We start from the raw sequence: 26,594 nt of genomic DNA on the forward strand, positions 1-26,594 counted from the left end.
GTCGGGGTCCTTCGAAACTACGTGGAATACTATTAGAACAAAGTTTCGAAAGTTAAGCATTTAGTACTACTCAGGCGCCAATGGGCATCTCTTGATTAACGCGAATCAGGCGCCAGCGAGTCGATTGCGGATCAAAACTAACATCTACGCTCCGCATCGGCCCACGGCTCGTGGCGGGTGTGATTTCAAGCCGCCAGATTTCATAATCCACCAGTCCGGCGCCAATTCCACGAGGAATGCGCAGGTTTTCATCCCACCACTTGCGGCGCTCGAACCAGCGCTGAGGCTCGGCAACCAGCCGGTAGTCGCACCCATCCCAAGAAATCCGCAATGGCACCCCACTCGGAGAACAGGAAACCTGAACCGATTCGGTAAACATGCCCATGTGTAGCTCCTTCGTCCCGCTAAAACCATTATATTCGAATACGTATTCGAACAACAGTTACGCTAGTCAGGCCGACGGACAGTTTAGGTAGACGGCGATGATGGCACAGACTAACGCCATTTGACGCACTGCCGGTCAACCTCGAACCAAAATTTCGCAAATTCGGCAAGCGGGGCGTAATACGTAAAAGGCATGAGAGTCAACAGGTGATACCCAATGTGTCGGCTTGGATCCCGCTAAAAATCTGCAGTACGCATTTGCGCCTGCGACTACAGAAATAAGCAGTACTCACACGCAAACTTTATCTAGTACTCAAAACTGTTTAGGGGTATATACTGATTGCGTTTAGGGCTATAAACTAGTATTATGATGAAACAGGCAGACCTGGTAAAAAGGGTTCGCAAGATGGCCAAAGAAGTCGACCTGTCGTTTGAGTTGAAGCGCGAAGGTGGCAACCACACCATCTACGAGCTAGGCGGCAAAAAAATCGTCGTTCCCCGCCACCGCGAGATAAATGAACTCACGGCAAAGGGTATCCTCAAGACCGCTGAAGAAGCCGTAGCTAGCCACACCAAAAAAAATTAGAAGAAGAAACCCCAGAGGTCACCAAATGAAAATTACCGCCATTGCAACCCAGTCCGAGGGTTGGTGGGCCATCGAGGTCCCAGAGGTTGGATTCATGACCCAAGCCAAACGCCTTACCGAAATCGAAAATATGGCCCGCTCACTGGTCGTAGACGTACTCGAAATCAAGCCCGAAACCGTGGAAGTCGAAGTCAAAGTCGTCCTAGACGATGAAATCGCCAACACCGTCAAAGAGGCAGTGTCTCAAATGCGCGAAGCCCAGAAGCAACTAGCAGCCGCCTCCAAAGCCAGCTTCGATGCTGTAAACGAGTTGCGCAATCGCACCGGGTTATCAGTCCGCGAAGTCGCAAAACTCCTACAGATCAGCGCAGGACGTGTCACCCAGATCTCCCAGAAGGACGCCCCAGCCACCGCTCCAGTGGAGGGCGAAGGAAACTTCCATGTACTTACTGTTGCTGAGTCGAAGCGAGCAGACTTCGTCCTTGCGAACTAACCAGCTATAGGAACGGCATAAAGGGAGACGACCTTTCCTTACGCTGTTCTATGCCGCCTACAGTGTCAATGAGGACACCATCAACCTGCCGATCGATGGATAGACACCAACCCCTCAGCTACTTCCTCCGCGAATTTACAGCGTCCATAAGGGATGTAACCGGGTTCGCTGTGTGGTTTAACGCTCCATTTCATCAACCTCCGAAACAGCATGAAGCATCCCGGACCATGAACCAACCGCCGCCATGCATCGCGCATCACAAAATTTGAGTTTTAGATGAACGCGAAAACACAGCCTTAGCAGGCCTCGCCATCTTCGGACTAATAGTGGCAATCATCGGCGGATGCCTCGGGTACCCACGGGTCGGCTCTGATTCAATTCTGTAACTTCGCTGTGTTTTAGTAGCACTCAGGCAGAGATAACAATGACGTTCATCGAATTCAATGCAGATTGGGTTTAACACAGAAAACCGTCCATCCTCATAAAGGGGTGGGCGAACTCAGGACCTAGACGGGCCCTGGCATGGCCCGAAAAATAAGAGGTGAGCGGCCAAGTGCTGCTATACCGCCGCAGAACCACGACGTCTCCTCTGCGTCCCTAATTTTATAAGAGGTCAGGGATTAGCGTGCGTAGAGTCAAATCTCTTAAAAGCCCTGGGCGTCGGTGCCCTCCTCTTTAGCAGAACATCTAAACCGTCAGGTTCGACCTCAAGAAGAGCTACCAAGCACACCCCCAAATTGGCTCTGCGCGAAAATTCTTACGTCACGGTGTCTCTAATACTCGATTAGCTTGGAACACACCGATAGCATCGAGACATACGTACAAATAAACTCAGGAGTAGATCAATGCCGCATAAGGTCAAAGCCGTTATTTCCCGTGCCAAAGACGCACCGGTAGAGGTCGTGAACATTATCGTCCCGGATCCAGGTCCGGGAGAAGTCATCGTCGATGTACTGACCGCTGGCGTTTGCCACACCGATCTTCACTACAAGCTCGGCGGCATCGGCAACGACTACCCATACCTGTTGGGCCACGAGTCCACCGCGGTAGTCAGCCAGATCGGCGAGAACGTAACCAACGTAGCCGTCGGCGACCGAGTGATCCTGAACTGGCGTGCAGTGTGTGGCCAGTGCCGCGCCTGTGCGAAGGGCCAGGCCCAGTACTGCTTCAATACCGCTAACGCCACCCAGAAGATGACTCTGGAAGACGGCACCGAGCTCTCCCCCGCGCTGGGCATTGGTTCCTTCGCGGAGAAGACCCTCGTGGCCGCCGGACAGTGCACCAAGGTGGACGAGGAAGCAGATGCCGCGGCAGTAGGCCTACTCGGCTGTGGTGTCATGGCAGGCATCGGCGCGGCAATCAACACCGGTGAAGTCAAGCGTGGCGAATCCGTAGCAGTTATCGGCTGCGGCGGTGTGGGTGTGGCAGCAATCGCCGGCGCCAAGCTGGCCGGCGCAACCACCATCATTGCAGTGGATCTGAACCCGGAAAAGCTGGAAACCGCCAAGCAGCTGGGCGCTACCCACACCATTGATTCTTCGAAGGGCGATCCGGTGGAAGCCATCAAGGAGCTGACCGGTGGCTTCGGCGCGGACGTCGTCATTGACGCGGTAGGCCGCCCGGAAACCTACAAACAGGCCTTCTACGCACGCGACCTTGCAGGTCGCGTAGTTCTAGTAGGTGTGCCAACTCCAGAAATGAAGCTGGAACTGCCGTTGCTGGATGTTTTCGGACATGGCGGTTCGCTGAAGTCTTCGTGGTACGGCGATTGCCTGCCAAGCCGCGACTTCCCAATGCTCGTTGAGCAGTACAAGCAGGGAAACCTGGACTTGGATGCGTTTGTCACCGAGCGCATCAAACTGGACGAAATTGAAGCAGCCTTCGACAAGATGCATGAAGGCACCGTACTGCGATCAGTAGTGGAGCTCTAATGACTGTGAAGATTGAAAACGTCGTCACCTCGGGGACTTTCTCCCTAGACGGTGGCACTTGGGATGTTGATAATAACGTCTGGGTCATCGGTGATGATTCCGAGGTTATGGTTATCGACCCGGCCCACGATGTGGCAAAGATCCTTGAGGTCGTCGGTGACCGCGAAGTGATGGCAGTGCTGCTCACCCACGGGCATGATGACCACATTCGCGCGGCTGCAGAGTTCTCTGACGAGGTCGAAGCACCGTTGTACCTGAACCCTGACGATTTAATGCTCTGGGACGCCATCTACCCCGAGCGCAAGGTCGATGCAGAAATTCAGGAAGGCGACACCTTCACCATCGGTGACACTACCCTGACCGCAATCCACACCCCAGGGCACTCTCCAGGTTCGACCTGCTTCTATGCTCCGGACCTCGGCGTGCTGTTCAGTGGCGATACGCTGTTCAATGGTGGCCCAGGTGCCACCGGGCGCAGCTACTCGAGCTTCGAGACGATCGTCGAGTCGATTCGTACCAAGTTACTGGTCTTGCCAGAAGCGACAGTGGTGCACACCGGTCACGGCGATGCGACCACTATTGGTGCCGAGGCACCTAATTTAGATGAATGGATCAAGCGCGGGCACTAACCCCGCTGTTGCTCTTCTAACTGCCGGTTAACTCTTTGAGAGTTGACCGGCAGTTTTTTCCTCCTTCTCACCCTCATCTGATAAATACGTGGCAAGATAGTTCCCATGTCAGAACGTATTAGCCAGCCTTCGCGAAGAATACCGCGCAGTGCTTTTAGCTTCGGAATTTTATTATTGCTCGCAGGCATCATGCTGGTGTGGTGGGATAGCAGGCAAATGGTCACGCTTTACACTGGCTCTTACGTCTCACTACGTGAGGACACGTTCTATTTCGGACCCAGCCTCGCCATGATCCTGGGCCAACTGATGATCGGGCTCGGAATCGCAGCGTGCGGTGTAGCCGCCGGTTTCAGCTACTCCAACCGAGCACAAATTCGGCAGATTTCCCCTGCGTTGATCATCGGGCTCGGCATGCTGTTATTGCTTCTCGGAGTTGGCCTGCTGTGGTGGGATAGTTACCAGGTCAAGGAGTTCGGCTGGTTTGCTTACGCACCGTTGAGCAATGCTGAGCTTCGAGGAGAATTATCGGCGAGCGCAGTCCCAATTTTTGGAAAGATCGCTTTGGGACTTGGTTTTCTTGGGTTGGGTGTTGCTGGCGGCCTAGCTTGGGGCCGGCGTGACCGAACCGGCGAGCGCCTGGCTTAGAAGAGCGCGTTAGTGTGCTCTTCGATGAGTTCAGCTGAATTATTTCGCACGTTACCCACGGCCGAGTCGACCTCATACATGGTCCAGGTGGACGCCACGTCATAGGCTTGAGCGCGGACTTCTTCGATCAGTCCTTCGCCATCCTCTTCATCCGGGTTCAGCCAGCGGGACATCATTGCCTTATCCAACGGGATCGGTAGTCTGTCGTGCAGTCCGGCAAGTTCACCTAAAACACCGGGTTCTTCGGCGGAGGGCGACTCCATGGTGAGGATCGAGGTCGATAAGATCCAGTCGCCGTTCTCGTCTTTCCACCATTCGTAGAGCCCGGCGAAGAACATGAGCTTGCCGTCTTCACGGTGAACGAAAAACGGCCGTTTTTTGCTGCCTTCCTTCTTCCACTCGTAGTATCCCTGCATGGGCACGGCGGCCCTGCGCTTTTTGACGGCCGCACGAAAAGTTGGTTTGCTGGCAGCGGTTTCACTGCGTGCGTTGAAGGCGCGTACACCCACCGAGAGTTCTTTAGCCCATCCAGGCACTAGGCCCCACCGCGCTACGTGGATTTCGCGGTGCAGCTGATCATCGATGAGCCTTTCGAGCACAATCGGCACATCGGTGGTGGGCGCAATATTCCATGAGTGGCGCAGTTGCAGATTGTCATCCGCTTCGGCTTCAGCCTCCGCGACCAAATCACCGATGGCCTTGGCCATCACATAACGTCCACACATGTTTTGTCTCCCTGTCGGCCTTGCCATTGGGCACCAGTGTAGTCCGCGTGACAAATGTTGGCGCGCTGCTTTGTTAAACGGGAAAAATCACTTGGTTCGAACCGGGAAAAACGGAACAAACAGCAAGCTCACATGGTTACATGAAGTATGAGCAACGAATTAAATCTTGAAAAGTATGTTCCTGCTGCTGGCGGGGTCACCATGTTCACCACTAGCTGGTGCGGTTACTGCCGTAACCTCAAGCGTCTGATGGATCAGAAGGGCGTGGCGTACACCGAGGTGAATATCGAAGAGGTTGAGGGCACCGCTGAGATCGTGGAGTCCGTCAATGGCGGAAACCAGACCGTGCCGACGCTGATTTTCCCGGATGGCACCGCGGCTACTAACCCGCGAATCGAAGAAGTTGTTCAGCGCGTAGGCGCCTAATCTTCTCACCGACGACTGCTGGTAACTTTTGAAGCCTGGTACCGACCCATCGGGACCAGGCTTCTTTGCGTAGATCCTAGCGCAGCCGCTAGGCCTCCAGCAGCTGCGTGTGCTCGCGGTAGACCGCGAGCAATGCCTGAACGAAACCCTCCACGGTAACCCCGGAGACCAGATCATCCGCGGCGCCGACGGTAGCTGGATCCATAGGGATTTCCATCGCACGGTAGACCGCGTCAAGTACCGAACGCAGCGGGTCGGAGTCTTCGATGACAAACACGCTGCTGAACAGCCACGCACCAGAGATCACCCGTTGGGCGGTACCGATAAGTTTTACCGCAGAGACTGCCTTCGAATCCGCTGCCGGAACCCCGTGTACCGAGTAGTCCCCCGGGCAGTACTCGCCATCAATCGGTCCCACATGGGCATCAACGTGCAGCTTTCGAAAAGCTCGGGCGTAAAGATCTGCGAATACTTTAAAGCGTTGCTGCTGCCCGATAATCGCTTCGGAGTGCGGTTCGATATGATCCACGATCAACGTACCGCGATGGTAAGCGGCCGCACGCCCTCCTGCCTTGCGTACCAGCGGCGCGAATCCGGCAGACTGGGCCGCTTGGGCGGCACGTTCAAAGCCAGGCAGGCGGATATCGCGCTGGCCAAAAGCCAGCGTTGGATCGGGTCGATAAAAACGTAACAATGGACCCCTGGTCCCGGCCTGAACTTCTCGCAGTAACTGCACACCACGTTCCAAGTCAGCTTCGGGATCCCCGCTGGCTTCCTCAAACTGGTAGGACAGCGGCTCGCTCGATTCGGGATTCCAAAGGGTCATGTTCAGAGTCTAATTCAGTTCGCTCGTGCACACCGGCCCACCGCGCCTTGGCTCGGCCTATGGCAGCCATGAGGTGAGGGATAGGATTCGAGTTAGCCGAGGTTCTGCGTGATAATAATCTGGTGCCTCTTTCTTCCACCCCCGTGATCCTCGTCGGCGGGCCTTCCGGCTCGGGCAAGTCCTACCTTGCCAACCGGTTCGGCAACCCGCATCTCCCACTCGATGAGTTTTATCGACAGATCAGTGAAGATGGGCACCCCGAACAGTTCCCACGCACCGGGTACGGAGAGATCGACTGGGATCATCCGGACACTTGGAATATGCCGGCAGCACTGAACGCGGTTGACGAGCTCTTAACCCAGGGCCACACAATGGTGCCGAACTATTCGATCGCTACCTCTAGCTATACCGGTCACCGCGAAGTACGCGGAACCGGTGGTCCCATTATTGCCGAGGGCATTTTCCTCTCCGAGCTGCTGGAACCATTGCAGGCAAAAGGCATCAATGTTCAGGCCTACTATGTGGATGAGCCGGCACTTTTGACCTCGATCCGGCGTTTTATCCGCGATGTCTCCCAACGACGCAAACCGGTCCTGTTTTTGCTCAAGCGCGGCTATGCATTATTCCGCGCCCACGGAGCCGATCGTGAGACCTACCGCGCCAAGGGGTTCATCATCATGCCTAAGGCACAGTTGAAGAAGCTCCTAGCGCAGCTAGCGGAAACGGCTCATTAGAGCTGGCGTACGGTCAGAATCTGCTCGGCACGCCCGAAGGGTCCTGCAACGTCGTGCAGCACGGTGGAGGTCAACCCAATGCCGTCGGTTCCATAGCTTTGCTGGACTTCCAGTCCCAGCCACTGGCCTTGGGGCGCCCGGTACATGTGGATTTGTAGATCCAAGTTCGGGAACATCCAGTTTCCGTCTCCAGGCTCGGCACGTGGCACCACACCATTGGCGGTATCTGCCAGTCCGATCAAACTGGCCAAACGCGAAGCGTGTACACCGTCGACCAAAGCATATGGGGTGCGCAGCCAGGCGATTCCCTTGCCGGGGCGACGGCCGCGTACGGCACGCATTTCAATGGAGCGAATGTAGCCACCGGGCCACTGCGCAGAAATATTCTGCACTTCGCTTTCCTCAGGCCCAGGTACCGTGGCGTCTTCGATTCCCGCGACCGCGGTGGAGTCAGCGGTGATGACTCGCCATGCTCGGGCCACGATACTGGTGCGCCCCTTAGCAGTCATCTCCGCTTCGATCAGTTCTATGGTGCGCCCCGGACGGATCATTCGGGTCGTGATTTCGAATTCACCTGCGTGAATCAGGCCATGAATTTCAAAGCTTAACCGGGCGATACGCATATCGTCTCGTGGCTGGAAGTTCTCTAAAGCGTGGGTCAGGATCCCCGAGGCTGGAGCCATATGCTGCTCGTGCGCGTTCCAAGCGCCTTGGGTATGCCACGACGAACGATATCGGCCCTCCCCCAATGCTTCGAAATAGAAATCACCGGTGGCAAGAATCTTGTCCAGTTCATCTTCGAGCTGGTGTGTCATGAATTGATCTCCCGATCTACAAGCTTATGGGTTCTAGATCACAGCCTAACGAAACTTGAGCAGGGAAGTGTCCTAGCCGGCATGGCCGTCGTCGTGGTGCGCACGGGTACCGGCACTGTCCATCATGCTCAATACCTCGGCGATGCCTCCGATGGCGTGAATAACATGTGGTGTCATGGTGTCGAATTGCGCCGCCTGACCGGCCTTCACATGGAATACCCGGTCTCCCAAGGTGAGCTGAATTTCGCCCGAGAGCACGGTGAACCATTCCTTACCCGGATGTACCCGGGCCTCGTTCGGTGCAGTATGTTGCTGTGGATCAAAACGGATCTTCGTGACGACCACCCCGTTGACCGCGTCGTCATCGGAAAGTTTCCAGAGGGTCATGCCTGGAACTGTGATGGGTTCCGGGCCGATAATTACGCCTTTTCCATCGGCTGGGGCCACTAGCTCATCCAAGGTAGTGCCCAGCGATTTAGCAATAGGCACTAATTGATCTAGGGATATTCGTCGGTTTCCGGTTTCGATCCTGCTCAGCGTAGATACGCTGAGGTTTGCCCTCTTGGCCAGAGATTCCAAAGACCACCCATTGCCCTGACGCAATGCGCGTATGCGTTGTCGAATTACTGAGTCTAAATCCAATTCTTGCGTCATACGCAAAAAGATACACGATTTATGCAAGAAGTCGATAGTTTGGAGCATGAACAACTATTCACCCCACAAGGAGAGCACTATGGAAAATTTTGACGCAATCATCATCGGCGGAGGCAGTGCCGGACTGGCTGCCTCCATAGCACTAGGTCGTTCACGGCGAAAAGTACTCGTGGTCGATGAGGGAAATCCCCGCAATGCCGTCTCAGCACATGCTCACAATGTTCTTGGACACGAGGGAATCAGTCCGCAGGACTTGATCGCGTTGGGCCGCGCTGAGGCCGTTAGCTACGGCGTCGAATTTGTTTCTGCGCACATTCAGTCGGTGCGTGGCTCACTTGAAGAGGGGTTCGAAATTTCCACTAACTCTTCACAATGGACCGCCCGCCGCATCGTTCTAGCAACCGGAGCCCGCGATGTCTTGCCTGAAATCCCAGGACTTCAACAAGCCTGGGGTGTCTCTGCACTGCATTGCCCGTACTGCCACGGCTGGGAAGTACGCGATCAACAAATCGCAATCCTCGGAGTCAGCGAAATGAGCACTCATCAGGCTCTGCTTTTCAGCCATCTCAGCGACAAAGTCACTTTCATCAACCACGCCCCGCAAAAACTCAGTGCGGAGAATCGTGCACTGCTTAGCGCCCTCGAAATCGAGGTGCTTGATTCACCAGTGACCACACTTGAGGTCAGTGATAGTGGACAGGTTCGGTCGCTCAGCTTGGAAGACGGCTCTACCTTAGACGTTCAAGCCGTAGTTGTAGCGAGCCAAGTTACGGCAAACGCCTCACTTTATTTGGAGCTGGGTGGGGAACTTGACGAAAATCCGATGGGCACGTTCATCTCGGTAGAACAAATGGGAGCCACAAAAATCCCTGGCGTTTATGCTGCAGGAAATATTGCAAACGTCGGCGCGATGATTGGTGCATCGGCTGCAGCAGGAACCATGGCCGGAGCTTTCATCAATGCCGAACTCGCTATGGAGACGGTCAAGAAAAAAATGGAACAAAACTAGTCTCGCCCTTGAACTCTCCCCTAGGGGCAGACCATACGATAACAATATGGAGTACAGCATTGGGGAATTTGCCACGTTGATGAACGTGACGGTGAAGGCGCTTCACCACTATGAAAAGATCGGGCTGCTCAAGCCGGCACGAGTCGATCAGCTGACTGGATACCGGAAATACGATTCGAGCCAGTTCGAAATTATGATGCAGGTTCGCGAGTATCAAGGACTCGGCCTCACTTTGGCAGGAATTAAACGTGTCATCGTCGATGACGTCGACGATGACACGTTTGAATCTATCCTTAGAAGCAAGCAAGGCTCACTGCACGAGCGCATCATGAAGGATCTCGAAACCTACAGCGTGTTGGCGGCAAGGCTGGGCGCCGAGGATGATCTTTCACAATTTGCCGCGATGCAATCAACAAGGATCATCATGGACTGTATATATCCGATGCCTCCTAGGGTCAGCGGCTGCTTACGGCCATCCCCGCCGCATATTAGAGGACAAGAGAAAACGAGTGGACCGAAACGCACCCTACTTAGCATTTCGATCAGACTTGCGTCGCGAACCGTTGGCAATCTCAAACACACGACCCAAGAGCTGGCGGAAAGACTTCTGCCACAGAACGCTAGCGAAACGCTGAAGCAGCAGATCTGGTACTGGATTGAGACCACCGACGATCCGAGCGAGGGACCCTTCCGAATGCATGCTGGATTAGAGGAAAGTGTTCATTTCACGGGCCGCACAGATCTCATCAAAATTAATTTTATGGATTCTGGGATGGCTTTTACTGGCCATGGATTCTCGGCACTTGGTGTCGGACAGTGGAAGAAAATGACCCAACATGTTCATCATGAGATGTTCAATCAGGCAGTGCTGCCCGTCGGTCCTTTCTTTGTTCAACTCAACGAAAAATCCGGATATTCCGGGGGTTCTTTGGCCTATCAGGGCGGAATGATCGACGAATCGTTCGTCGACTATGAAGCCAATATTGAGGACGAAGACTACGCCGATGGAGCTACTAATCCATTCGCTCACTGGTATACCAACATGTAGTCAGCTACGTCCGAATTTTACTGGTGGCCTCGCTTCTAGAGGCCGCCAGTATGCACCGAGGCAAAAATGATGGTACGCTTAATTTGTTACCTCGACGTTTGCAGGTGTGAGTCATCCGCCAGCAAGTGTTAGCAGTTAGATTTGTAGTAAGACAAGCAAATCCTCTGTGCAGCAAATCGGTTCAACGATTCTTCGGAATTAGCGAACTCCTATCGAAACGAATTTTCATCTTCTCTTCTTCACCGCTTACAGCTCGTCCAGACGCTTCTCAGCGTTTCCACGATGCGGCTTCCACATTCTACTCCACTGACTCTGGCATTTCCACAGTCATGTCTATGGACCGCAAGGACATTTAGCGTGCGTAGCGACCTCCGTTTTGGCCGGTATCGGCAAAATCAGCATTCGATAGCTGATACCGACGGCATGGAATTCGCCCAAGATAGTACTGTTCGAGGTAACCACTAATTTTCCGTTTCGGATTTCGACTCGGCAACAAGGTCACGTAGTGGCCAATGAATAAATAAGGAAATAAAAACATGGCTACTGGCACTGTTAAATGGTTCAACGCTGAAAAGGGCTTCGGCTTCATCGCTCCTTCTGATGGATCGGCAGATGTGTTCGCACACTACTCCGCAATCCAGAGCTTCGGTTTCCGTAGCCTCGAAGAGGGCCAGAACGTAGAATACACCTTGGAAGCCGGTCCAAAGGGCCCACAGGCAACCAACATCCAGGCTCGCTAAGCTTTAGCAACTGCCAAACTTCTGGTGCAGTACCGTCCATTTCGGATGGTACTGCACCATTGGTGTTTCTAGGGGTCTTTATCGTTCCGTTGAACTTCGCTTTGCAGCTTCTGGCGGTCGTTCACGCAGGATACCCACGCCTAGAAGCCGGGCCGGAATCGCAGCTAACTTGGGAAACGCACGTAAGATTTTCGCAATAGGTACCGGCAAGAGAACATCATTGCTCGTTTTCATCAACCGTTGTAACCCTAAATGCATAATCCGCTGAGCGCTCTGAACCAATATGATTGGGAGGATGCGTCGGTTCTGGACAGCAGCCACGTCTCGATCTGAAATTAGTCCAGCTTTGAGCGGTTCGGCAAGTATTCGGGCCGCCGCGACTGCATCCTGAACCGCTAGGTTCACGCCCACTCCCCCTACCGGGCTCATGGCATGTGCCGAATCGCCGATGCATAGCAGGCCGCGACGCCACCACCGTATCGCGCGGTTAAGTTTCACATCCAGCAATTTAGCGTCCTCGAAGGTCAGTGCCGATACTCCATCTTTGAGTTCGGGCGCAGCTTCAATAATTGCCCGGTGCCAAGATTCAATACCCTCAGCACGAAGCTCTGTGTCTTTCCCCTTCGGTAAAAGCATGGCGGTTTGAACGTACCCATGCCTTGGAATAAGCACAAATGATCGGTTCCTGGCGAAAGCCGGAGACAGAACATTCTTTATATTCAGTTCACCGGAGATCTTGAACCACCAGACATCTAGGGGCACCGCAAACTCTTTAATGGCTATCCCAGCGGCATTCCGGATGTTTGACCATCTGCCATCTGCGGCTATGGTCAAAAGCGCACGCATCTCGCCGATTCCTTCGGCACCCGAATAGCGCACACCCACGACGCGATCCTCCACAGTAAGCAGCTCGGTTACTTCGCAATTCATCCGAAGGTCAAAATTCTCTTCGTCCTCTCCGGCGCGAGCCAATAGATCGAGGAAGTCCCACTGTGGAGCCATCGCGATGAACGGATAGGGATGGTTGACCAGCGACAGATCCAGTATCGTGGTGCGGATCCCATCTCGTGCTGGCACTTCTGCCTGCGTCACTTTGCTGTAATTGATCTTGTTAAACTCTTCCATCAGTCCGAGTTCGTCAAGTAGCTGCAACGTCGAAGGGTGAATGGTATCTCCACGGAAGTCACGAAGAAAATCCTTATGTTTCTCGAATACGGCCACCGAGACTCCACTACGTGCCAGCAAAAGTCCCGCCACCATACCGGCCGGGCCTCCGCCAACGACGATGCACCGAGTTCCAGGTTCCATGAGAGCTATCCCTTCAGCGATTGTCTCTGAATTTCAGCTTGGCACTAATTATTATTCATGGATAGTCTCGGACGTTGAGCTTTTGATATTTAGCATGATCATGATGACAGCGAGAGCCAATAGGACTAGCGCTAATCCTTGGAACCCGATCGTGGCAAGAATCGGTCCCGCGCAGAGCCCGCCTAAGACGCCAGCTAAGCTCATGCAAAGGTCTGAAGTTCCTTGCAACTGTGGGCGCTCGTTGATTCCCACCGCACCGGAAATCATGGTTGACCCCGCTACCGTTGAGGCGGACCAGCCCAGGCCCAAAGAAAGCAAAGCTATGGTAGTAACCACATGATCCGCGGAGTTGGTCCATACCAAAATGCTGGCGGTGATGAGGAGCGCCTGTCCTGCCAGAATGATCACACGTGAGCCGCATTTATCGGTCAGCCATCCAAAGACCGGTGACAGCGCGTACATTCCTGCCACGTGCATGGATATGGTGAAACCAATTAAGGTGAGCGTTGCTCCATGATGCTGCATATGGATCGGGGTCATCGACATCATCGACACCATATACATGTGCGACAAGGCGACGGTGAGGACTGCACGACGGGATGGCACAGAGCTACGCAATATGTGCCATCCACCACGGCGAGGCTGGCCGGAACCGGGTCGACCCAAAGCCTGACGCTGCGCTATCCGCAGCGGGTCGGGCCGTAGCCCAATCCAGTAAACCAATGCGCCGGCTAGCTGAGCACACATGGCGATAAGGAAACCGCCGGTATAGGGCGGCAAGTCGATGTATTTGGCGATAACTTCACCGGGTTCAAAGAGATTCGGACCAATGACTGCACCTATGGTCGTTGACCAGACGACTACCGAAAGATCACGTCCGCGAGTTGCCTTTGTGGAAAGATCCGTGGCGGCGAAACGCGATTGGAGGTTCATTGCGGCCCCCGTACCAAGGACCAACATACCCAGCATTAATAGCGGCCAGAAGTTGAGGAATGCGGCGGCAATAATGACAACAACGCCGCTTGCCGCCAGCAGGGCACCGCTCGAGAGAGATATTCGTCGGCCGTGTTTCTGGGCCATCAATGCCAGCGGAATCGCCATAAGCGCCGCGCCCAGCGTATTCATCGTGGCGGCCATACCTGCAAGTGAGTCCAAGCCCGAGATGCTGACAATCAGCAAGGATCCCAGGGTCAGAGTAGCTCCGCCGCCTAGTCCTCCAAGGATCTGGCCGGCTACAAGTACCGAAATCGATTTTCGTCGAATCCGTTGCACTTGCTGCTCATCTAATGTGCCGAGATCATTGGATGCTGATTCGATCTGCACATTCACCCCCGTGTTCGCTCATCGTGGATCCGTTATTGTCCAAGTATCCACGATATGCAGGTGGCCGGTGCGAGTTTCTTCGGGTATGACAATGGCCCTGATGAGATTCCAAGATACTTGTCACCCCAATTCACGCGGATACTGCCCGACAAGAATCCTCCGAATTTTCCTAACCTGTTGTCATCTTTTTTGGAATGACGGCGAACCATCCCGGGAATCATGCCTCCGTTGCATGTGTAGCATGATTCCCGGTCAGGGATCGGCTTCCCAGATGCAGGTACTAGTATCATCGACGTCGATTTTTTGTCTTCTTGGGCTTCTTTCCCCGCCGTGTTTCAGGGGGTGTGTAAGTGCCTTCCCTCATTTGAGCATTGGTCATGAGACCGCTAATTGCGAGTTGCTGCTCCAGCTGCGCATCAAATGAGTTGGGCAAATTGTTATATTCGCTCCAAATAATGCGCCCAGAAGTGTCAACCAGAAGAGCAAACGAACGATCCAAGCGCAGCTGATATTTTTTCAGCTGCGCATACTTCTGAAGCTTTTCAGCGTAGTCCGCCATACCGCCGTCAACCGGCCCTGAGCCGACAAATATTCCGAGGTACCCCCACGGAGTCACAAACGTCATTATCGACTTGTGGAAACGCCTATCCACAGTGGTTCGCCGAACGACTCGGTTAAGGTACTCCGAAAAAACTTCAGCTGACTCATTTGAAACCCCAGCAAAATCGGCGCCAGTTCTCAACCAGCCATGGCTCTTGCTTTCCTCAAGATAGCCGATGACCGAAGCCACCGTTGTTTCATGCTTGCGGATCGGCTGTGGAGCCGCGATAGCCGTCTGCCCTTCTTCGAAGTACATCCAGGCATCCAGTGGATCAGTATGGGTCAGTACCTGCGTTAGAACATTACTGTCTTTGAATATATCTCGTTCCGCCTGCCGCGGTCGTGTACTGGTTGGGTACTTTTCGTAAAGCGGGAAAGGATCAGGCTCAAAGTAAAGGCCACCATCCATAAACCACATGACAAGATCTAGCTCATCACTCGCTCTGAGCAGGCGCGAGGTAGATGGATCTGTGCGTCGTCGAAGGAAAGCAAGGAAGTCCGAAGGACTCTGCATGATTGCTGCAATGACCATCAGGTCGTGAAGTGAAATGAGCCAAGGAACGGACGGCCCCGTCAGAACTTCGGCTTTGACCAACTCATCCGTGGCGATAGCGAGCGGCCCCCAGTCGTCTAAGCACACAACCACTGTGTGGACTTCTTGAACTGACGGCAAATCGATCCAACGCCCTTTCGGCGTCCAAAGACCCTTTTGCTCGGCGATGAGTGACTCCAAGCGGGCTGCCTGGGATGATGCCTCACCGATCGTCTTCCGCAAGTCTGTTTCAACTCGCTGGACATTGCCTGCACGGGCCTTATCCGTAATCGAGCCGGCCTTTACTTCCACGCAGATTGCGACGTCATCAATAATGAACAGGGCATCCGCCTCTGTTTCCAGGGTGCCTTCTAGGGGGTCATGAGATCCCTTGGAGAGGTCCCATGTCAATGCTTCCGGTTTGGGAGCCCTATATTCCAACGAAGAGTACGTGGGCTTGTCAACGCCCAACAATTGGGCCAGGAGCCTCCCCGCTTTTTCCTCGGTCCAGCTATCACGATGGCGTTGGTATCGCATCCAAGGTTTCTGATGGGCCTTCAATCTGGATTCAAGGATTGGCCGCACATAGTCATGAGGAAGGGGATCCCCGAAGGCGAAGTACCTGTCGTTACGATGCAGCAGTCCCTTTCCGGAAAGCAGGTTTTCTCCGTTGACGAACTTTTCGCAGGCCTCGAACGCGGTTACCCCTGTTGATTCGAAACAGAATGCAGACAGCACCGCCTTGACCGTTGCTTCTGGGAGGCCAGGTTGCTCCACCAAGTCGCTGACGGTGAAGGAAAGTCCGTTTCCCGGCTCGATGAATATCCCAGCGGCCAGTTGGCGACCCTCCGTAATTTGCTTTTCGGAGAGTGCTTGACCGCTGATCGTGATCGCTCGTAGTTCTTCGAATCGCTCAAACTTGGAGGCTAAAGACTCGCTTCGTTGGGTTTGGAATGCAGCCCACACTTGGGCTACGTCATCTGGCGTGAAACCCACGTTGGTCTGCACAAGATCGTGAATTGGTTTCGGGGCGAATATTTGTTGAGCAACATCCCTGGAAACTGAGAGGTAGTTCCTTCCTCGCACGGAAACTTCGAACGTGCGAAGGAGCCCTGTTAGTTGTGCTGCTTTGCCCAGATGCTCATTGCTCGAGGAGGCAAAAGCGACCACCTGTGCCAACTTCGCGATCTGTTCAGCTGCAGCAATGACGTTCTCTATGGATGGACCCGTTCTCCCTTCTCCCTGGACAGTTTCGATTCTCTGGAAATCGATGGATGTGCCGATGAGCGCTACGATTTCGACAACGACCGGCAGGCTCGTGTTCAAGCTCTCCTTGAATTCGCCGAGATCCCCTGGTGCAGTCATTTGGCGCACGACTTCCAAGACATCCCACAAGTCCACACCTGCCGCGAGTTCTGCTTGAATAGCTCGTACACAGTGATCGAGGATTGCAGGGACCTGCTGTTCTAGATCTTCCCAAGACTCCGTAGGTACGAGCCCTTCTGCGGTCGCTTCCATATTGGACAGAAAGACAGCTACGCCCTCATCGTTGTTCAACACCACCCGAAGCGTCGGCCGCTTGTTTTTTGCCATCATTCTGCTCCCTTGCTCATATCTTGCTACCAGCGGCGCGTTTCCAAATGGGACTGATAATCTCGTGTCCGCTCCTCGACAATTCGAGTCGAGGCCCATTGAGCGACGTTTTCGTAGAAGGATCGAACAGGTGATCCATCCGGATGGCGCTTGGCTATCGCGATCGCTCCATCTCGGAGCGCTGTCTCTCTAGGATTGTCCTCCCCGACCGTCCGGGAACCCGATCCGTAGAGCGCCGGAGCATGAAGACCATGGATCAACCGCCGTTTACTCTCGGGAGCCAGATCTTGTGCGATCTTGATCGCCTCTTCGACGAATGCCGTGTTCTCGAGGACAAACTGCCAAGACGCATGCTGCAGCAGGTCTTCAGCGAGCCGAATTCGGTGATCTTCCTTTGTGCGAATCAGACCAAGAAGAACACTAAATACCTCTACATCGAAGTGACCCGAAACTTGTTGGAAGAGTTTTACGCCCTGCAGGGATCGTTGCCGACTGTCGCCGACCAAAAGCCAATCAACTAGCTCGTTCAGCGCGTTCGGAAAGTAGCCCGACGAGCGGAATTCCATAGGCTTTCCCCATCTGTGAGGCAGCGCCTGATACGTTTGATCCCTATCGACGGATGCATCCACTCGACTTTGCAGGAGGTGAAGCACTGACGCGGGATCGTCGCTGATCTGCGTGTTCAATAGTCGGGCGAAATCATAGCCGTCTAGCGACGGCGTCTGCACGAAACGTTCAAGCAACATGCGCCGGTCGATTCCACGCAATTCCGACCAACTCACGATTCTTCCATCGGTAAGAAGTTCGGCCACCTCTTCGGCAAGCTTGGAGTCGCGGTCGACTGGTGCACCCATGATGATCTCCAGCACCAAATCATGGTCCTCCGGCTGCCACCAACGTGCGGATCCTAGAAGCCGTGCCGTGATTGTTTCGTCGTCCCGGGCCGCTAATTCCAGAACGATGCGCTTGCGGTCACCCCCGATTACCTCTCCACGTGGGTTCGCAACTGCGGCTGTAACGAGTTGCACTCCAACCGCACCAAGACTCATGAGAGTTGAAGCAGCATCACTAGCCAACTGATCTTCACGGGAAAACAGCGACATCATCGCTACTCTCTGCGTGGCCATCACCGCATCGTCACCCAGTGAAAGGGTAGATAGTGCAGCGCGTGCAACCCCCGGACGCGCGTCAAATAGGCGGCTCAGCAAATTGTCCGGCGAAAGAAAATTTCCGGAAGCCGACTGTTCATCTCGCATGAGTTCGTGAAAATGATCGAGGACTTCCCGATCGGTCTTGGCCATCGACCAAGAATTGAATACTTCGTCGATCTTGCGCTCAGACGAATCCAAGGAGCGGTGGTATTTCGACGTCGTTGGGTTATCGACTTCGTCTTCATCTTCGTCATCGAGTGCCCAACCGGAACGCAACAATCTCGTGACCAGGTAGTCCGCGTCTTCGACTAGTCGCAGACGCGCTGCGCGTGCCTGTTCGCGACGTTCGCCAGAGCCGTAGTTTGCTGGCCAGCTCAAGGCGCGAAACGCCGAAAGGCGAACGCTCGCCGGCACTGTCGGATCTGCAAGTACGGCTCCGATGAGGTCGAAAATAAGCGTCATCTCGGCAGTCATCGTGGCGTCGTTACCTGATGTCCTGACAGCTTCCTCTATGACATCCAGCGCAGCGAGTGCCGTGCGAGGTTCAGAGCGTAGTTGTTCTCCAGCGAGTGCCACCGTTTGAAGTCGCAGCGGTTCGACGGTCTCCATATTGATGTCCCGGCGTGTCCATTCGAGCGACATACCTCTAAATCGAGTGGTGGTGACTTCGTAAGAAAGTGCAGGTTTTAGGAATGCCAGTACTGTTGGTCGGTCGCTGGTTCGCTCGCGGCTGTGCAGCCAGCGGCCGATGATTTCGATGTACAGCACGTTGAAACTCACCGGACGCTTGGGGTGAAATTCGCCAATCTCTCGAAGAATGCGCATCGCGTGCTCGGGATTTTGATTTTCCGGTCGATTGTCGTTTCTTCCGATTTCAAACAGAAGCGCCATGGCTCGTTCGAGCTGGTCTGGGTCGTATGAAGCATTGCGAATGAGACCTGTTAGAGCACGGTTTGTCGAAACCGCCGTGATATATGGGTCTCCACCCCAGATTCCAACCAGGGTCTGCTTCTGGTCGGGAGCCGGATTATCGACAATTTTCCGTGCTAGGTCCATGGCTCGTTCAGCGTAGACAGCTGCCACTGGTTCGATGCTTCTGACGATATTTTTGCGCTCTGAGTTGCTCATATCAAGAATTGATTGTGACAAGCTTGACCACAACGTTTCGCCTAGATGGGAATCCCCATTCCCACGCCGGTACCAGTCGATGAGGCTGACATTGCGAATCGCGTGTGCTAGCGAGTCGCCGCGAACAAGTTGGGCGATTCGAGCCGACCATCTAGTGTCTAGCCCGCTACGGGACACCAGCGCACGTTCCAATACTGCTTCTCCGAGAAGGTCCGGCACGACTCGCACGGACTGTGCCCGGCGCATAATGACCCCGAGGTCTTCCAATTCGTCGACGATTCGCAGAACAAGGTGTTCAGGCTGCTCGCTCAACGCTGATAGAGCGTTGAGGGATTCCGTGTTATCAAGTTGAGCGGGCTGCACAGAGGCAATCGCGTCAAGTACAGCGCGTCTCTCGTCTCCGTTCGCACCTCGAGTAACGACATCGGCAAAATGGGTCAGAATTTCCTCGCGGAGGTCCGCGTTCCCGACAAGCAGTTCGGGAGTGAGATGTCCTTCCCTGATGAGGTGCGCGCCGATAACAATGAGTAGCGGGCAGTCATATCCGAGGTGCCCCAACAGTTCTACCGTCTCCGATTCGGCTGTATCACCGAGCGCTTCACGAGCAAGCTCCTCGGCTTGGGGAATTAGTAGATCGGTAACTTCGATCCTGATTTCGCTGGCAGAGGTAGACGCAATCGATAATGTTGAAAGTAACTCCGGCTCGAATCTCGGGCGTACCGAGAGGACGATCGTGGCGTCAGGTCGTGCGGTGCGAATCCCAGCAACGAGGGACACCGCCGTGCTGCCGAGGCTGAGGGCATCGTCCAGAACGACTACCGGTGCGCCGTCAGGCAGGAGATCAAACATCTCGGGTGTGATCGGCCCCTTCGACGCGAATCGCACTTCCCGAGCAGATTCGGCGTGTGCGAATTCCGTGAGAAGTCGAGTTTTACCGATGCCGCCGCGCCCAACCACGAGGACGATGGACTGATGGTCGGCGGCCAGTTGGGCGAGCCGCTCCAGCTCGTCGTCACGTCCTACGAGACCGAATTGCTTGTCGTATCCGAGCCGACCGGCCAGCGGAGGTTCGTACTCGGCGACGGGCATCCAAGGTGATGGAGCAGTTATGCCGAGGAAAGACTCACGCAGCCGAGGGAAGTAGGCATCGATCAACCCGAGTTGCATCTCCATCGGAAGATCTCGGACACGCGTCGTCAGATCCTCGCCGTCCCATAGTGACCAACCTGGGTGTTTGTGCAGCTCAAGCCGAGCATCGGGACTGGCGGTCGGACGGCTGAGCGCAATAATGCCGGCAGTGGTTCCAGCAATTGGCAGAACCTCTTTCACCACTTTCTTAACGTCGGCTGGTCCGAAGCTCTTTTCGTGTTTGCACTGAATCCCGACTCGCTCAATTCCCTTGGTTGCGAACACATCAACGCCATATTGTTTGTATCCTGTCGAGCCGTTGCGCGTAACTTCCCAACTAGGGTTCAACCCGCGGTACATGTCACGGACGAAGGCCTCGAAAGCTTCATCACTGAGCTGTTCGAATGGCAGCATCCGAAGCCGCGGCTGGCCCGCGGGGCTCAAAATCGGGTCATAATCTCCCGCTGCGCGAACCGTGGAAAGGTCCAGGTCAAGGATTTCACAGAGCTGAGGAAGCTGATTGGCGCGTGGGCGCGATTGACCGCGTTCCCATGTGCTAATTGCTTGCTGTCGCAGGCCGACTTGGCGCGCGACATCGCTTTGATCTAGCCCGTTGGCTTCGCGGGCCTTACGAAGTAGGACGCCCAGGGTCGAATATTTCATCTCTTCACTGTACACGCATTAAATGCGTGTACAAGAATGATACGTTAGAATGACTCCAGAGCCTCCATTCATTAATCGACCCTGCTACGTCGCCTGTCGGCTTTCGAACAGTCCAGGCATTTATGGCATGTCAGAGGCAGCGACTCGAGCGTGGGAATGTGCCGAGGAATGTTTTGAGGAGGAGAATCAACTGATATGAATCAAGTGTCATACGGAAAAGGATCAGCAGGAGGGTCCTCCAATGAATCGGGAAGTTTGCACCGCGCCGGAGTAGCCGCGGTGTTGGCGGTACACGGATTGTTGAATCAACCAGTGTCGACCCTTCCCGGAAAGGTTCCTGTCGAAATCCGACTTGAGACCCTCGATGCCACTGACGACATCGCCTGCGGAATGAGCGACGGATCAACTTGGTTTATCCAAGCCAAGAGAAACGTCGGTTTCGACAAAGCACTACGCTCAACGATCGAACAGTGGTCAAAGCAACCGGTCAAGGAAAAAGATTCCCTAGTCCTCGCGGCATCCACCTTCAAAGGCGATCTCAGCAAACTACAGCCTGCCTTGGATCGGCTTTCAATGGATCCGAACGCAATACTGAATCCCCTTGAGGAAAAGGGCCGAACTTTACTGCTCACGGAGCTCGAAGCAATAGCTCCCGGACGGGGCCAGCAATTGTTTCGTTCTGTACGGCTTCTCCAATGCCCCGTTGAGCGCGAAACTGATGCATCTTTTGCCCACGCCGCGGCCATGCTCGATGGGGCATTGGTGGCCATCGGGACTGGACGCTCAGCCTTCCGTTCGCTTCGTGCCTACTTTCAGGCAGCGGCTGCGGACCGGAGGCGAACATCGCCACAGGATTGGATCCAGGCGCTCAATGCAGACGACATAGAAGTTTTCGCCGATGCGAAGGGAGTTACAGGTTCACGTGAACGGGCGAGGGTTCTGGCACTTCGTGAATATCGTGATGCGTGGCGTCGCCGACTGGATCGTCTTGACCTGTCGCTGCTTTTAGATAGTGTACCGGAGGTGCACATTGAAGGCTTGGCTAGCAACTATCAGATCAGCTGGCAGCAAGGATCCAAGAAAGCCCGCACGGCAAACCTCTATACAACAATCCGCCGAAACGACCGGTTCATCGTCACAGGTCTACCAGGCATGGGAAAATCATCCGCCCTCGTACAAATTGCGGCGGCATTGGCGTCTGACGATGCCGCACCCGTGCCGGTTCTCCTCGATCTCAAAGGAATCGGGCAACAGATCCATACACCAAGCGACATCAACGTTCCACGGCTCATGAGCCAGGCAAGCAAGCTGGGAGTTGAAACCGATCCGACCACCCTCGAAGCCGCGTTGCATGCCGAAGTCGTTCGTGGGAACGTCATTTTCCTCGTTGACGGCCTTGACGAGACCCTGGATAAAGCGACGATCACAGCCGCGGGACTGGCAGACTTGCTGCCCCGACTTCATCCGAAGTGCGGCTTCATTCTTACTACTCGTTCCAATGCTCTAGTTGCTGCCCAGCAAACCGGGCTTACGCAGGTTGAGCTGGTCACACCAGAGAATCTCTTCGAGTCGCTTCGAACGTTGCTGGAAGCCATGAGTCCAATCAAGGATCCCAACCGGCCTCAGCAATGGTTGGCAGGTAAGGTCGCGTGGCTAGAAAAGTCGATGAATCACCACAAAGACATCTGGGAGGTTCCGCTCCTGGCTACTCTCACGACCTTCCGTGCTGCCGATGGCGATTATTCATCACCCAACGCGGCCTCTCTTCTCAATCAGGTCATTCAAGACAGCGTCAAGAAATGGGAATACCGTCGAAAATCCTCACCTCCGGGCGGAAACGACCGAGAACTCCGGCCAGAAATGTTAATTGACGGCTTCGCAGCCATCGGACACGCGCTCAATAGTCACGGCCCTTTACCCATCCGTGAAGCCGAAAAAATCATCGTGGATGGGATCTCCCGCTGGGGGTTCTCAGAACCTCTCACCGAGGAGTTGGCACGCCAGATCTTGTGGTTCTGGGACAATTCTGTGGGCATATTCATCGAAGTCAACGGTCAGGTGCAGGCACGAAGCCGCCAGTTCGCCGAACTGGGAGATGCTTACTGGGCCTGCGCGAGTACCCGTAGGAGTAGCTGGCTGACAACTGCCCTAAACAGCTCTTCCAAACGAGAAGCAGTAAAGATCGCCGCTATAACAGATGCCCACATGGCACAGGACTTGCTCGATCAAGCTGAGAACAATCCCGACGCCGACGCACGGTGCAGAGCGCTTTCATGGATGAGTGACTTATCTCGAGATCGTTCAGTCACCCTTGACGATGTTTCCACTCGACGCCTTTTCAAGCTCCTGGGGAATGCCGCGAAGGAAGGAATGCAGTTCGACGACGCGAGCGAAAGAAGCGGGTTGCTTAAGGAACTATTTGATTCGGTTCATGCCGCCCAGCATGAGGCCGACGGAGATGGTTGGGTTTTCACTTACCGACTTGCCACTTTCCCAACGACACCGCCCAATCGCGTTTGCCGCGACTCGGTTATTGGGACATTGCAGCTCGACGACGCGCGCCTCAAGCTTGTGGAAGCTTTGGCTTCCCTGTCGGATTCGGACTTCGATGGGCAGGCACCTCTCACAGAATCGGATGTGGAGAAAATCCGCGAGATCCTCAAGATCCCCATCCCACCACAGCTATTGCCGCCTAAAGTCCCGGGCCAACCTCTCACCTTGTATGCGCAATCCTTCCACCCGATTACTGGAACAGCCGATGTGGCAGCTGGGGCTGCAGCACGAATAGAACTGTTCCAAAAGGACATGCCGGCCACCCTCTATGCTTTGGCGAAGGCGCTCCCACATGGAAAGTCCGAGGCCATTACCGAGGCTCTCCGGTTAGCAGGGCACCCTGATCCAGCTCCCTGGGAACTTGGCACGATGTTCGAAGAGTTTCAGAGACAGCGAGCAGACCTAGGCGGGTGGGGGTGGCTCGTCAGAACGGTCGCTTCGCTCCCGGACGAAGATAGCCCTGACGACAGCGGTGACCGCTGGAGGTGGCGTGCACTTGCCGATCTGATTGATGCTCTGGACTATACAAATGCGTCCATTCCAGGCTTCAGCCGTGCAGCGACAGAAGATCATAAGGTCATCGTTCATTGGATAGACGCGATCTCAACCGCCGGTTCGATCGACAGAGCAGCCATCGTCGTGCAGGCACGCTCACTCCTTAAACTGGCAGAGCATGCGGAAACCGACGCTGTCACTGACTTGATTGATGAACCTCGTCTTGAAAGAATCGTGCTGCGATCCCGACAGCTCAGCCATGAACAGTCCTTAGCAGTTGTGCCCGCCCTGCTCTCGCATTCTGACTGGATCTCACGAAGCGCTGCCAACCTATTGATAGGCCAGAAGCACGCTCGCCTAGCAGATGCCATCCGTAGCAGCGACAAGAAACTGACACCAACCGCTCGTTGGCTCAGTAGCGTGGTTCTATGCACCAACGCTGACCTTCCTTCAGCCGATGTCCGAGACCTACTTGCAACCGATGATCCGCCGCAACGCACCGCCGCGGCCTTTTATCTCAGAAAATTTCATGAAGCCGAGCTGGAGCAATATTGGGAAACCGCGCTGATTGATGACGATTTGTCAGTTAGGTATGCAGCGGGCGCGATTGAAGTTGTAGACCCACAACCGAAGTATTGGTCCTGTCGCTGGTGTTCCTCCAAGAATCAAATTGAGGACACGACTTGCCGTAAATGCGATCTTTCCAGCAAGCCCAGCGCTAGAGATAGGGATGATGCAGCCGGCTAAACACAGAAGCAGCAGCCTAGATTCGCTTGCGACTGACAGCACCTATGTCGAAAACGGCGCATTTGTCAGGTGAGCCCCGGAAATCTGGGCTCCGGGGCTCACACCGGCAGGCAAAGCTATTCATCCACTCCAGATTTCTCCGTGGCTTGGCTGCGCCGGAGGTACTGGTAAACCGTTGCCCGGCTTAGCCCGTAGTCCCTGGCGAGCTGGGCCTTGGGAATCCCGGCGGTCACCCTGGGCGACCAGTTCGATAACTTTCTCCGGTCCCAGCGCAAGTCTGCGACCCTTGTAGACCCCGCGGGTTTTCGCCAGGGCGATGCCCTCGCGTTGGCGTTCCCTGATCGGGGATCGCTCGAACTCGGCGAACGCCCCATAACCGAGAGCATTAGCTTCGCCATCGGGGAATCCTCCCCCATGAACACCAAGCCTTCCTTCATGAACTCCACCCGGGCACCCTTGCCGGTCAGGGTCTGCACCAGCGACCGCAGGTCATCCAGGTTCCTGGCCAACCGGTCCATCGAGTGCGCCACCGCAGTGTCCCCGGCACGGACGAAGTGGATCAGCTCCTCGAGCCTCGGCCACCGGGTGACCATGCCCGAGGCGCGATCCGTGAATACCTGGTCAAGGAACTGGCCCTCAAGCTGACGTTGCTCGTTCTAGTCCAACATACTGCCCCGAACATGCCCCAGCCGCTAACCAACCACGAATCCACCCCACATTCTCGATGACCAACTTCTATTTGTGAGGTTAGAATCTAAGAGTTTCGAATGTCATTTTCTCTAAGTCGCCAGCACTAGTGACCGAAGTCCTCCGTACAACTTTCAATCTAAGTCCGTGGGCGTCCTATCGGGAATGGCGAATTCACGTGGTCGCGCACCAGGGGTTTTCTTGGTTCCGATGGCAGCCGTTCCATGACTTGGGCGGGGGGCGATTCCACCCTGGACCTTGCGGGGCCGGCTGTTAAGCTCGGTTGTGACTTCCAGCAGCTGCTTCGGTTAATACACGGACAAATCTGTGCCTTTGGGAAAGTACTGGCGTAGCAGCCCGTTGGTATTCTCGCTGGTTCTACGACGCCAGGGCGAGTGCAGGTCGCAGAAGTAGGTGTCCATTTTCGTGGCCAGGGTGATCTGCCACTGCTGGGCTAGCTCGGTGCCCTCGAATACCGTGCCGTAATAGTTCTCGAAATCTTTTGTTTCCAACAAAGTCCAACACTCTCTGTGACCGCTGGTTTGGATCGGTATACACCGACGACATAGTAAGGGTCCGACTTCATTTGGATGAACTGGTCCCCGAAAGTTGGACTACATAATTAAAGTCTAGACGGGTCAAGCTGCCAGGGTATGGCACCGATATTCAATCGGTGCCATACCCTGCAGTCGTTCTTGGCACCGGACGTTGTTATACCAGTCAATATACTCATTGATTTCCCTGGTCAGATCGGCAACGGTGGCAAAGTATTCACCGTCATACATCTCCGATTTCAGGTGGCCAAAGAAATTTTCCATCACCGAGTTATCGAAACAATTTCCCTTGCGAGACATGGATTGCACCGCACCGTGCTTCGTGAGCAGGTGACACCACGACGAATGCTGATATTGAAATCCTTGGTCCGTGTGCACTAGCAATCCAGATGCCGGTTTCTGCGATTCGAAGGCCTCGGCCAGGCTTGCACTGGTAAATGCTGTTGTCGGCGAAGTCGAGATCGTATGGCTGATGATGCAGTGATCA

The 26,594-nt window shown here is 54.7% G+C and carries 21 protein-coding genes and 2 pseudogenes; 11 read left to right on the forward strand and 12 right to left on the reverse strand.

Going from position 1 to position 26,594, the window contains the following annotated elements; genetic code table 11:
- Window positions 1-70 precede the first annotated feature (70 nt).
- Entirely contained in the window at window positions 71-385 is a 315-nt protein-coding gene (locus IEX04_RS12725) for a DUF6504 family protein (protein WP_188686087.1), read from the reverse strand.
- A 366-nt stretch (window positions 386-751) separates the two neighbouring features.
- Here IEX04_RS12725 and IEX04_RS12730 point away from each other — a divergent pair, with 366 nt between their 5' ends.
- The 5 genes from IEX04_RS12730 (at window position 752) to IEX04_RS12750 (ending at window position 4,668) form a co-directional block, all read left to right on the forward strand.
- Window positions 752-970: a type II toxin-antitoxin system HicA family toxin gene (locus IEX04_RS12730; RefSeq protein ID WP_229677133.1), complete on the forward strand. Its 219-nt coding sequence runs from the start codon at window positions 752-754 to the stop codon at window positions 968-970.
- Window positions 971-995: 25 nt separating this feature from the next.
- Window positions 996-1,463 (forward strand): hypothetical protein, encoded by a 468-nt coding sequence (locus IEX04_RS12735; protein WP_188686088.1) that lies wholly within the window; start codon window positions 996-998, stop codon window positions 1,461-1,463.
- A gap of 845 nt (window positions 1,464-2,308) precedes the next feature.
- Window positions 2,309-3,394, forward strand: a complete 1,086-nt coding sequence (locus IEX04_RS12740) for an S-(hydroxymethyl)mycothiol dehydrogenase (protein ID WP_096257813.1) — start codon at window positions 2,309-2,311, stop codon at window positions 3,392-3,394.
- Window positions 3,394-4,023 carry an MBL fold metallo-hydrolase gene (locus IEX04_RS12745; RefSeq protein WP_170947948.1) on the forward strand — a complete coding sequence of 210 codons (630 nt, stop codon included), beginning with the start codon at window positions 3,394-3,396 and terminating at the stop codon, window positions 4,021-4,023. Before IEX04_RS12740 ends, IEX04_RS12745 begins: the two co-directional genes overlap by 1 nt.
- A 105-nt stretch (window positions 4,024-4,128) precedes the next feature.
- Entirely contained in the window at window positions 4,129-4,668 is a 540-nt protein-coding gene (locus tag IEX04_RS12750) for a hypothetical protein (RefSeq protein WP_188686090.1), read from the forward strand.
- Here the strand turns inward: IEX04_RS12750 and IEX04_RS12755 are convergent.
- The gene (locus IEX04_RS12755) at window positions 4,665-5,393 is read right to left on the reverse strand and encodes an SOS response-associated peptidase (protein ID WP_188686092.1); all 729 of its coding nucleotides are present in this window, start codon (window positions 5,391-5,393) and stop codon (window positions 4,665-4,667) included. The two genes, IEX04_RS12750 and IEX04_RS12755, sit on opposite strands and share 4 nt — an antisense overlap.
- Before the next feature lie 147 nt (window positions 5,394-5,540).
- Here IEX04_RS12755 and IEX04_RS12760 point away from each other — a divergent pair, with 147 nt between their 5' ends.
- Window positions 5,541-5,819, forward strand: coding sequence for a mycoredoxin (locus IEX04_RS12760; protein ID WP_188686094.1), 279 nt, complete (start codon window positions 5,541-5,543; stop codon window positions 5,817-5,819).
- Between the two features lie 88 nt (window positions 5,820-5,907).
- Here IEX04_RS12760 and IEX04_RS12765 read toward each other — a convergent pair whose 3' ends face one another.
- Window positions 5,908-6,645 (reverse strand): lipoate--protein ligase family protein, encoded by a 738-nt coding sequence (locus tag IEX04_RS12765; RefSeq protein ID WP_229677134.1) that lies wholly within the window; start codon window positions 6,643-6,645, stop codon window positions 5,908-5,910.
- Between the two features lie 122 nt (window positions 6,646-6,767).
- On the opposite strand from IEX04_RS12765, the gene IEX04_RS12770 reads away from it, so the two are divergent.
- Complete coding sequence (locus IEX04_RS12770; protein WP_188686096.1) at window positions 6,768-7,379, forward strand: uridine kinase family protein; 612 nt, start codon at window positions 6,768-6,770, stop codon at window positions 7,377-7,379.
- On the opposite strand, the gene IEX04_RS12775 is transcribed toward IEX04_RS12770, so the two are convergent.
- Both IEX04_RS12775 and IEX04_RS12780 read right to left on the reverse strand, forming a co-directional pair.
- Window positions 7,376-8,194 carry a thioesterase family protein gene (locus tag IEX04_RS12775; protein WP_188686098.1) on the reverse strand — a complete coding sequence of 273 codons (819 nt, stop codon included), beginning with the start codon at window positions 8,192-8,194 and terminating at the stop codon, window positions 7,376-7,378. The two genes, IEX04_RS12770 and IEX04_RS12775, sit on opposite strands and share 4 nt — an antisense overlap.
- A gap of 72 nt (window positions 8,195-8,266) precedes the next feature.
- Entirely contained in the window at window positions 8,267-8,848 is a 582-nt protein-coding gene (locus IEX04_RS12780) for a helix-turn-helix domain-containing protein (RefSeq protein WP_188686100.1), read from the reverse strand.
- 79 nt (window positions 8,849-8,927) lie between these two features.
- On the opposite strand from IEX04_RS12780, the gene IEX04_RS12785 reads away from it, so the two are divergent.
- The 3 genes from IEX04_RS12785 (at window position 8,928) to IEX04_RS12795 (ending at window position 11,645) form a co-directional block, all read left to right on the forward strand.
- Complete coding sequence (locus tag IEX04_RS12785) at window positions 8,928-9,857, forward strand: NAD(P)/FAD-dependent oxidoreductase (RefSeq protein ID WP_188686102.1); 930 nt, start codon at window positions 8,928-8,930, stop codon at window positions 9,855-9,857.
- 46 nt (window positions 9,858-9,903) lie between these two features.
- A complete protein-coding gene (locus IEX04_RS12790) occupies window positions 9,904-10,905 on the forward strand; it encodes a MerR family transcriptional regulator (protein ID WP_188686103.1) in 1,002 nt (333 codons plus the stop codon).
- A gap of 536 nt (window positions 10,906-11,441) precedes the next feature.
- On the forward strand, window positions 11,442-11,645 hold the full coding sequence (locus tag IEX04_RS12795) for a cold-shock protein (RefSeq protein WP_096254701.1): 204 nt from the start codon (window positions 11,442-11,444) through the stop codon (window positions 11,643-11,645).
- 78 nt (window positions 11,646-11,723) lie between these two features.
- Here IEX04_RS12795 and IEX04_RS12800 read toward each other — a convergent pair whose 3' ends face one another.
- From IEX04_RS12800 to IEX04_RS12815, 4 genes are all read right to left on the reverse strand, one after another.
- Window positions 11,724-12,953: an FAD-dependent oxidoreductase gene (locus tag IEX04_RS12800; RefSeq protein ID WP_188686105.1), complete on the reverse strand. Its 1,230-nt coding sequence runs from the start codon at window positions 12,951-12,953 to the stop codon at window positions 11,724-11,726.
- A 51-nt stretch (window positions 12,954-13,004) separates the two neighbouring features.
- Entirely contained in the window at window positions 13,005-14,276 is a 1,272-nt protein-coding gene (locus IEX04_RS12805) for an MFS transporter (RefSeq protein WP_188686107.1), read from the reverse strand.
- Window positions 14,277-14,562: 286 nt separating this feature from the next.
- Window positions 14,563-17,004, reverse strand: a complete 2,442-nt coding sequence (locus IEX04_RS12810; protein WP_229677135.1) for a hypothetical protein — start codon at window positions 17,002-17,004, stop codon at window positions 14,563-14,565.
- Between the two features lie 23 nt (window positions 17,005-17,027).
- On the reverse strand, window positions 17,028-21,071 hold the full coding sequence (locus IEX04_RS12815; protein WP_188686111.1) for a helix-turn-helix domain-containing protein: 4,044 nt from the start codon (window positions 21,069-21,071) through the stop codon (window positions 17,028-17,030).
- Window positions 21,072-21,266: 195 nt separating this feature from the next.
- Between IEX04_RS12815 and IEX04_RS12820 the strand changes: the two genes are divergently transcribed.
- A complete protein-coding gene (locus IEX04_RS12820; RefSeq protein ID WP_188686113.1) occupies window positions 21,267-24,866 on the forward strand; it encodes an NACHT domain-containing protein in 3,600 nt (1,199 codons plus the stop codon).
- Window positions 24,867-24,982: 116 nt separating this feature from the next.
- On the opposite strand, the pseudogene IEX04_RS12825 reads toward IEX04_RS12820, so the two are convergent.
- The 3 genes and pseudogenes from IEX04_RS12825 to IEX04_RS18855 form a co-directional block, all read right to left on the reverse strand.
- A pseudogene (locus IEX04_RS12825) lies at window positions 24,983-25,534 on the reverse strand (recombinase family protein).
- A gap of 153 nt (window positions 25,535-25,687) precedes the next feature.
- Window positions 25,688-26,020, reverse strand: a pseudogene (locus tag IEX04_RS19220) (IS30 family transposase); the annotation flags it as partial.
- A 171-nt stretch (window positions 26,021-26,191) separates the two neighbouring features.
- A partial coding sequence (locus IEX04_RS18855; protein WP_229677136.1) for an IS3 family transposase occupies window positions 26,192-26,594 on the reverse strand: 403 nt, incomplete at its 5' end.

The sequence above is a fragment of the Glutamicibacter ardleyensis genome (genome assembly GCF_014644555.1).
Taxonomy (GTDB): Bacteria; Actinomycetota; Actinomycetes; order Actinomycetales; family Micrococcaceae; genus Glutamicibacter; species Glutamicibacter bergerei.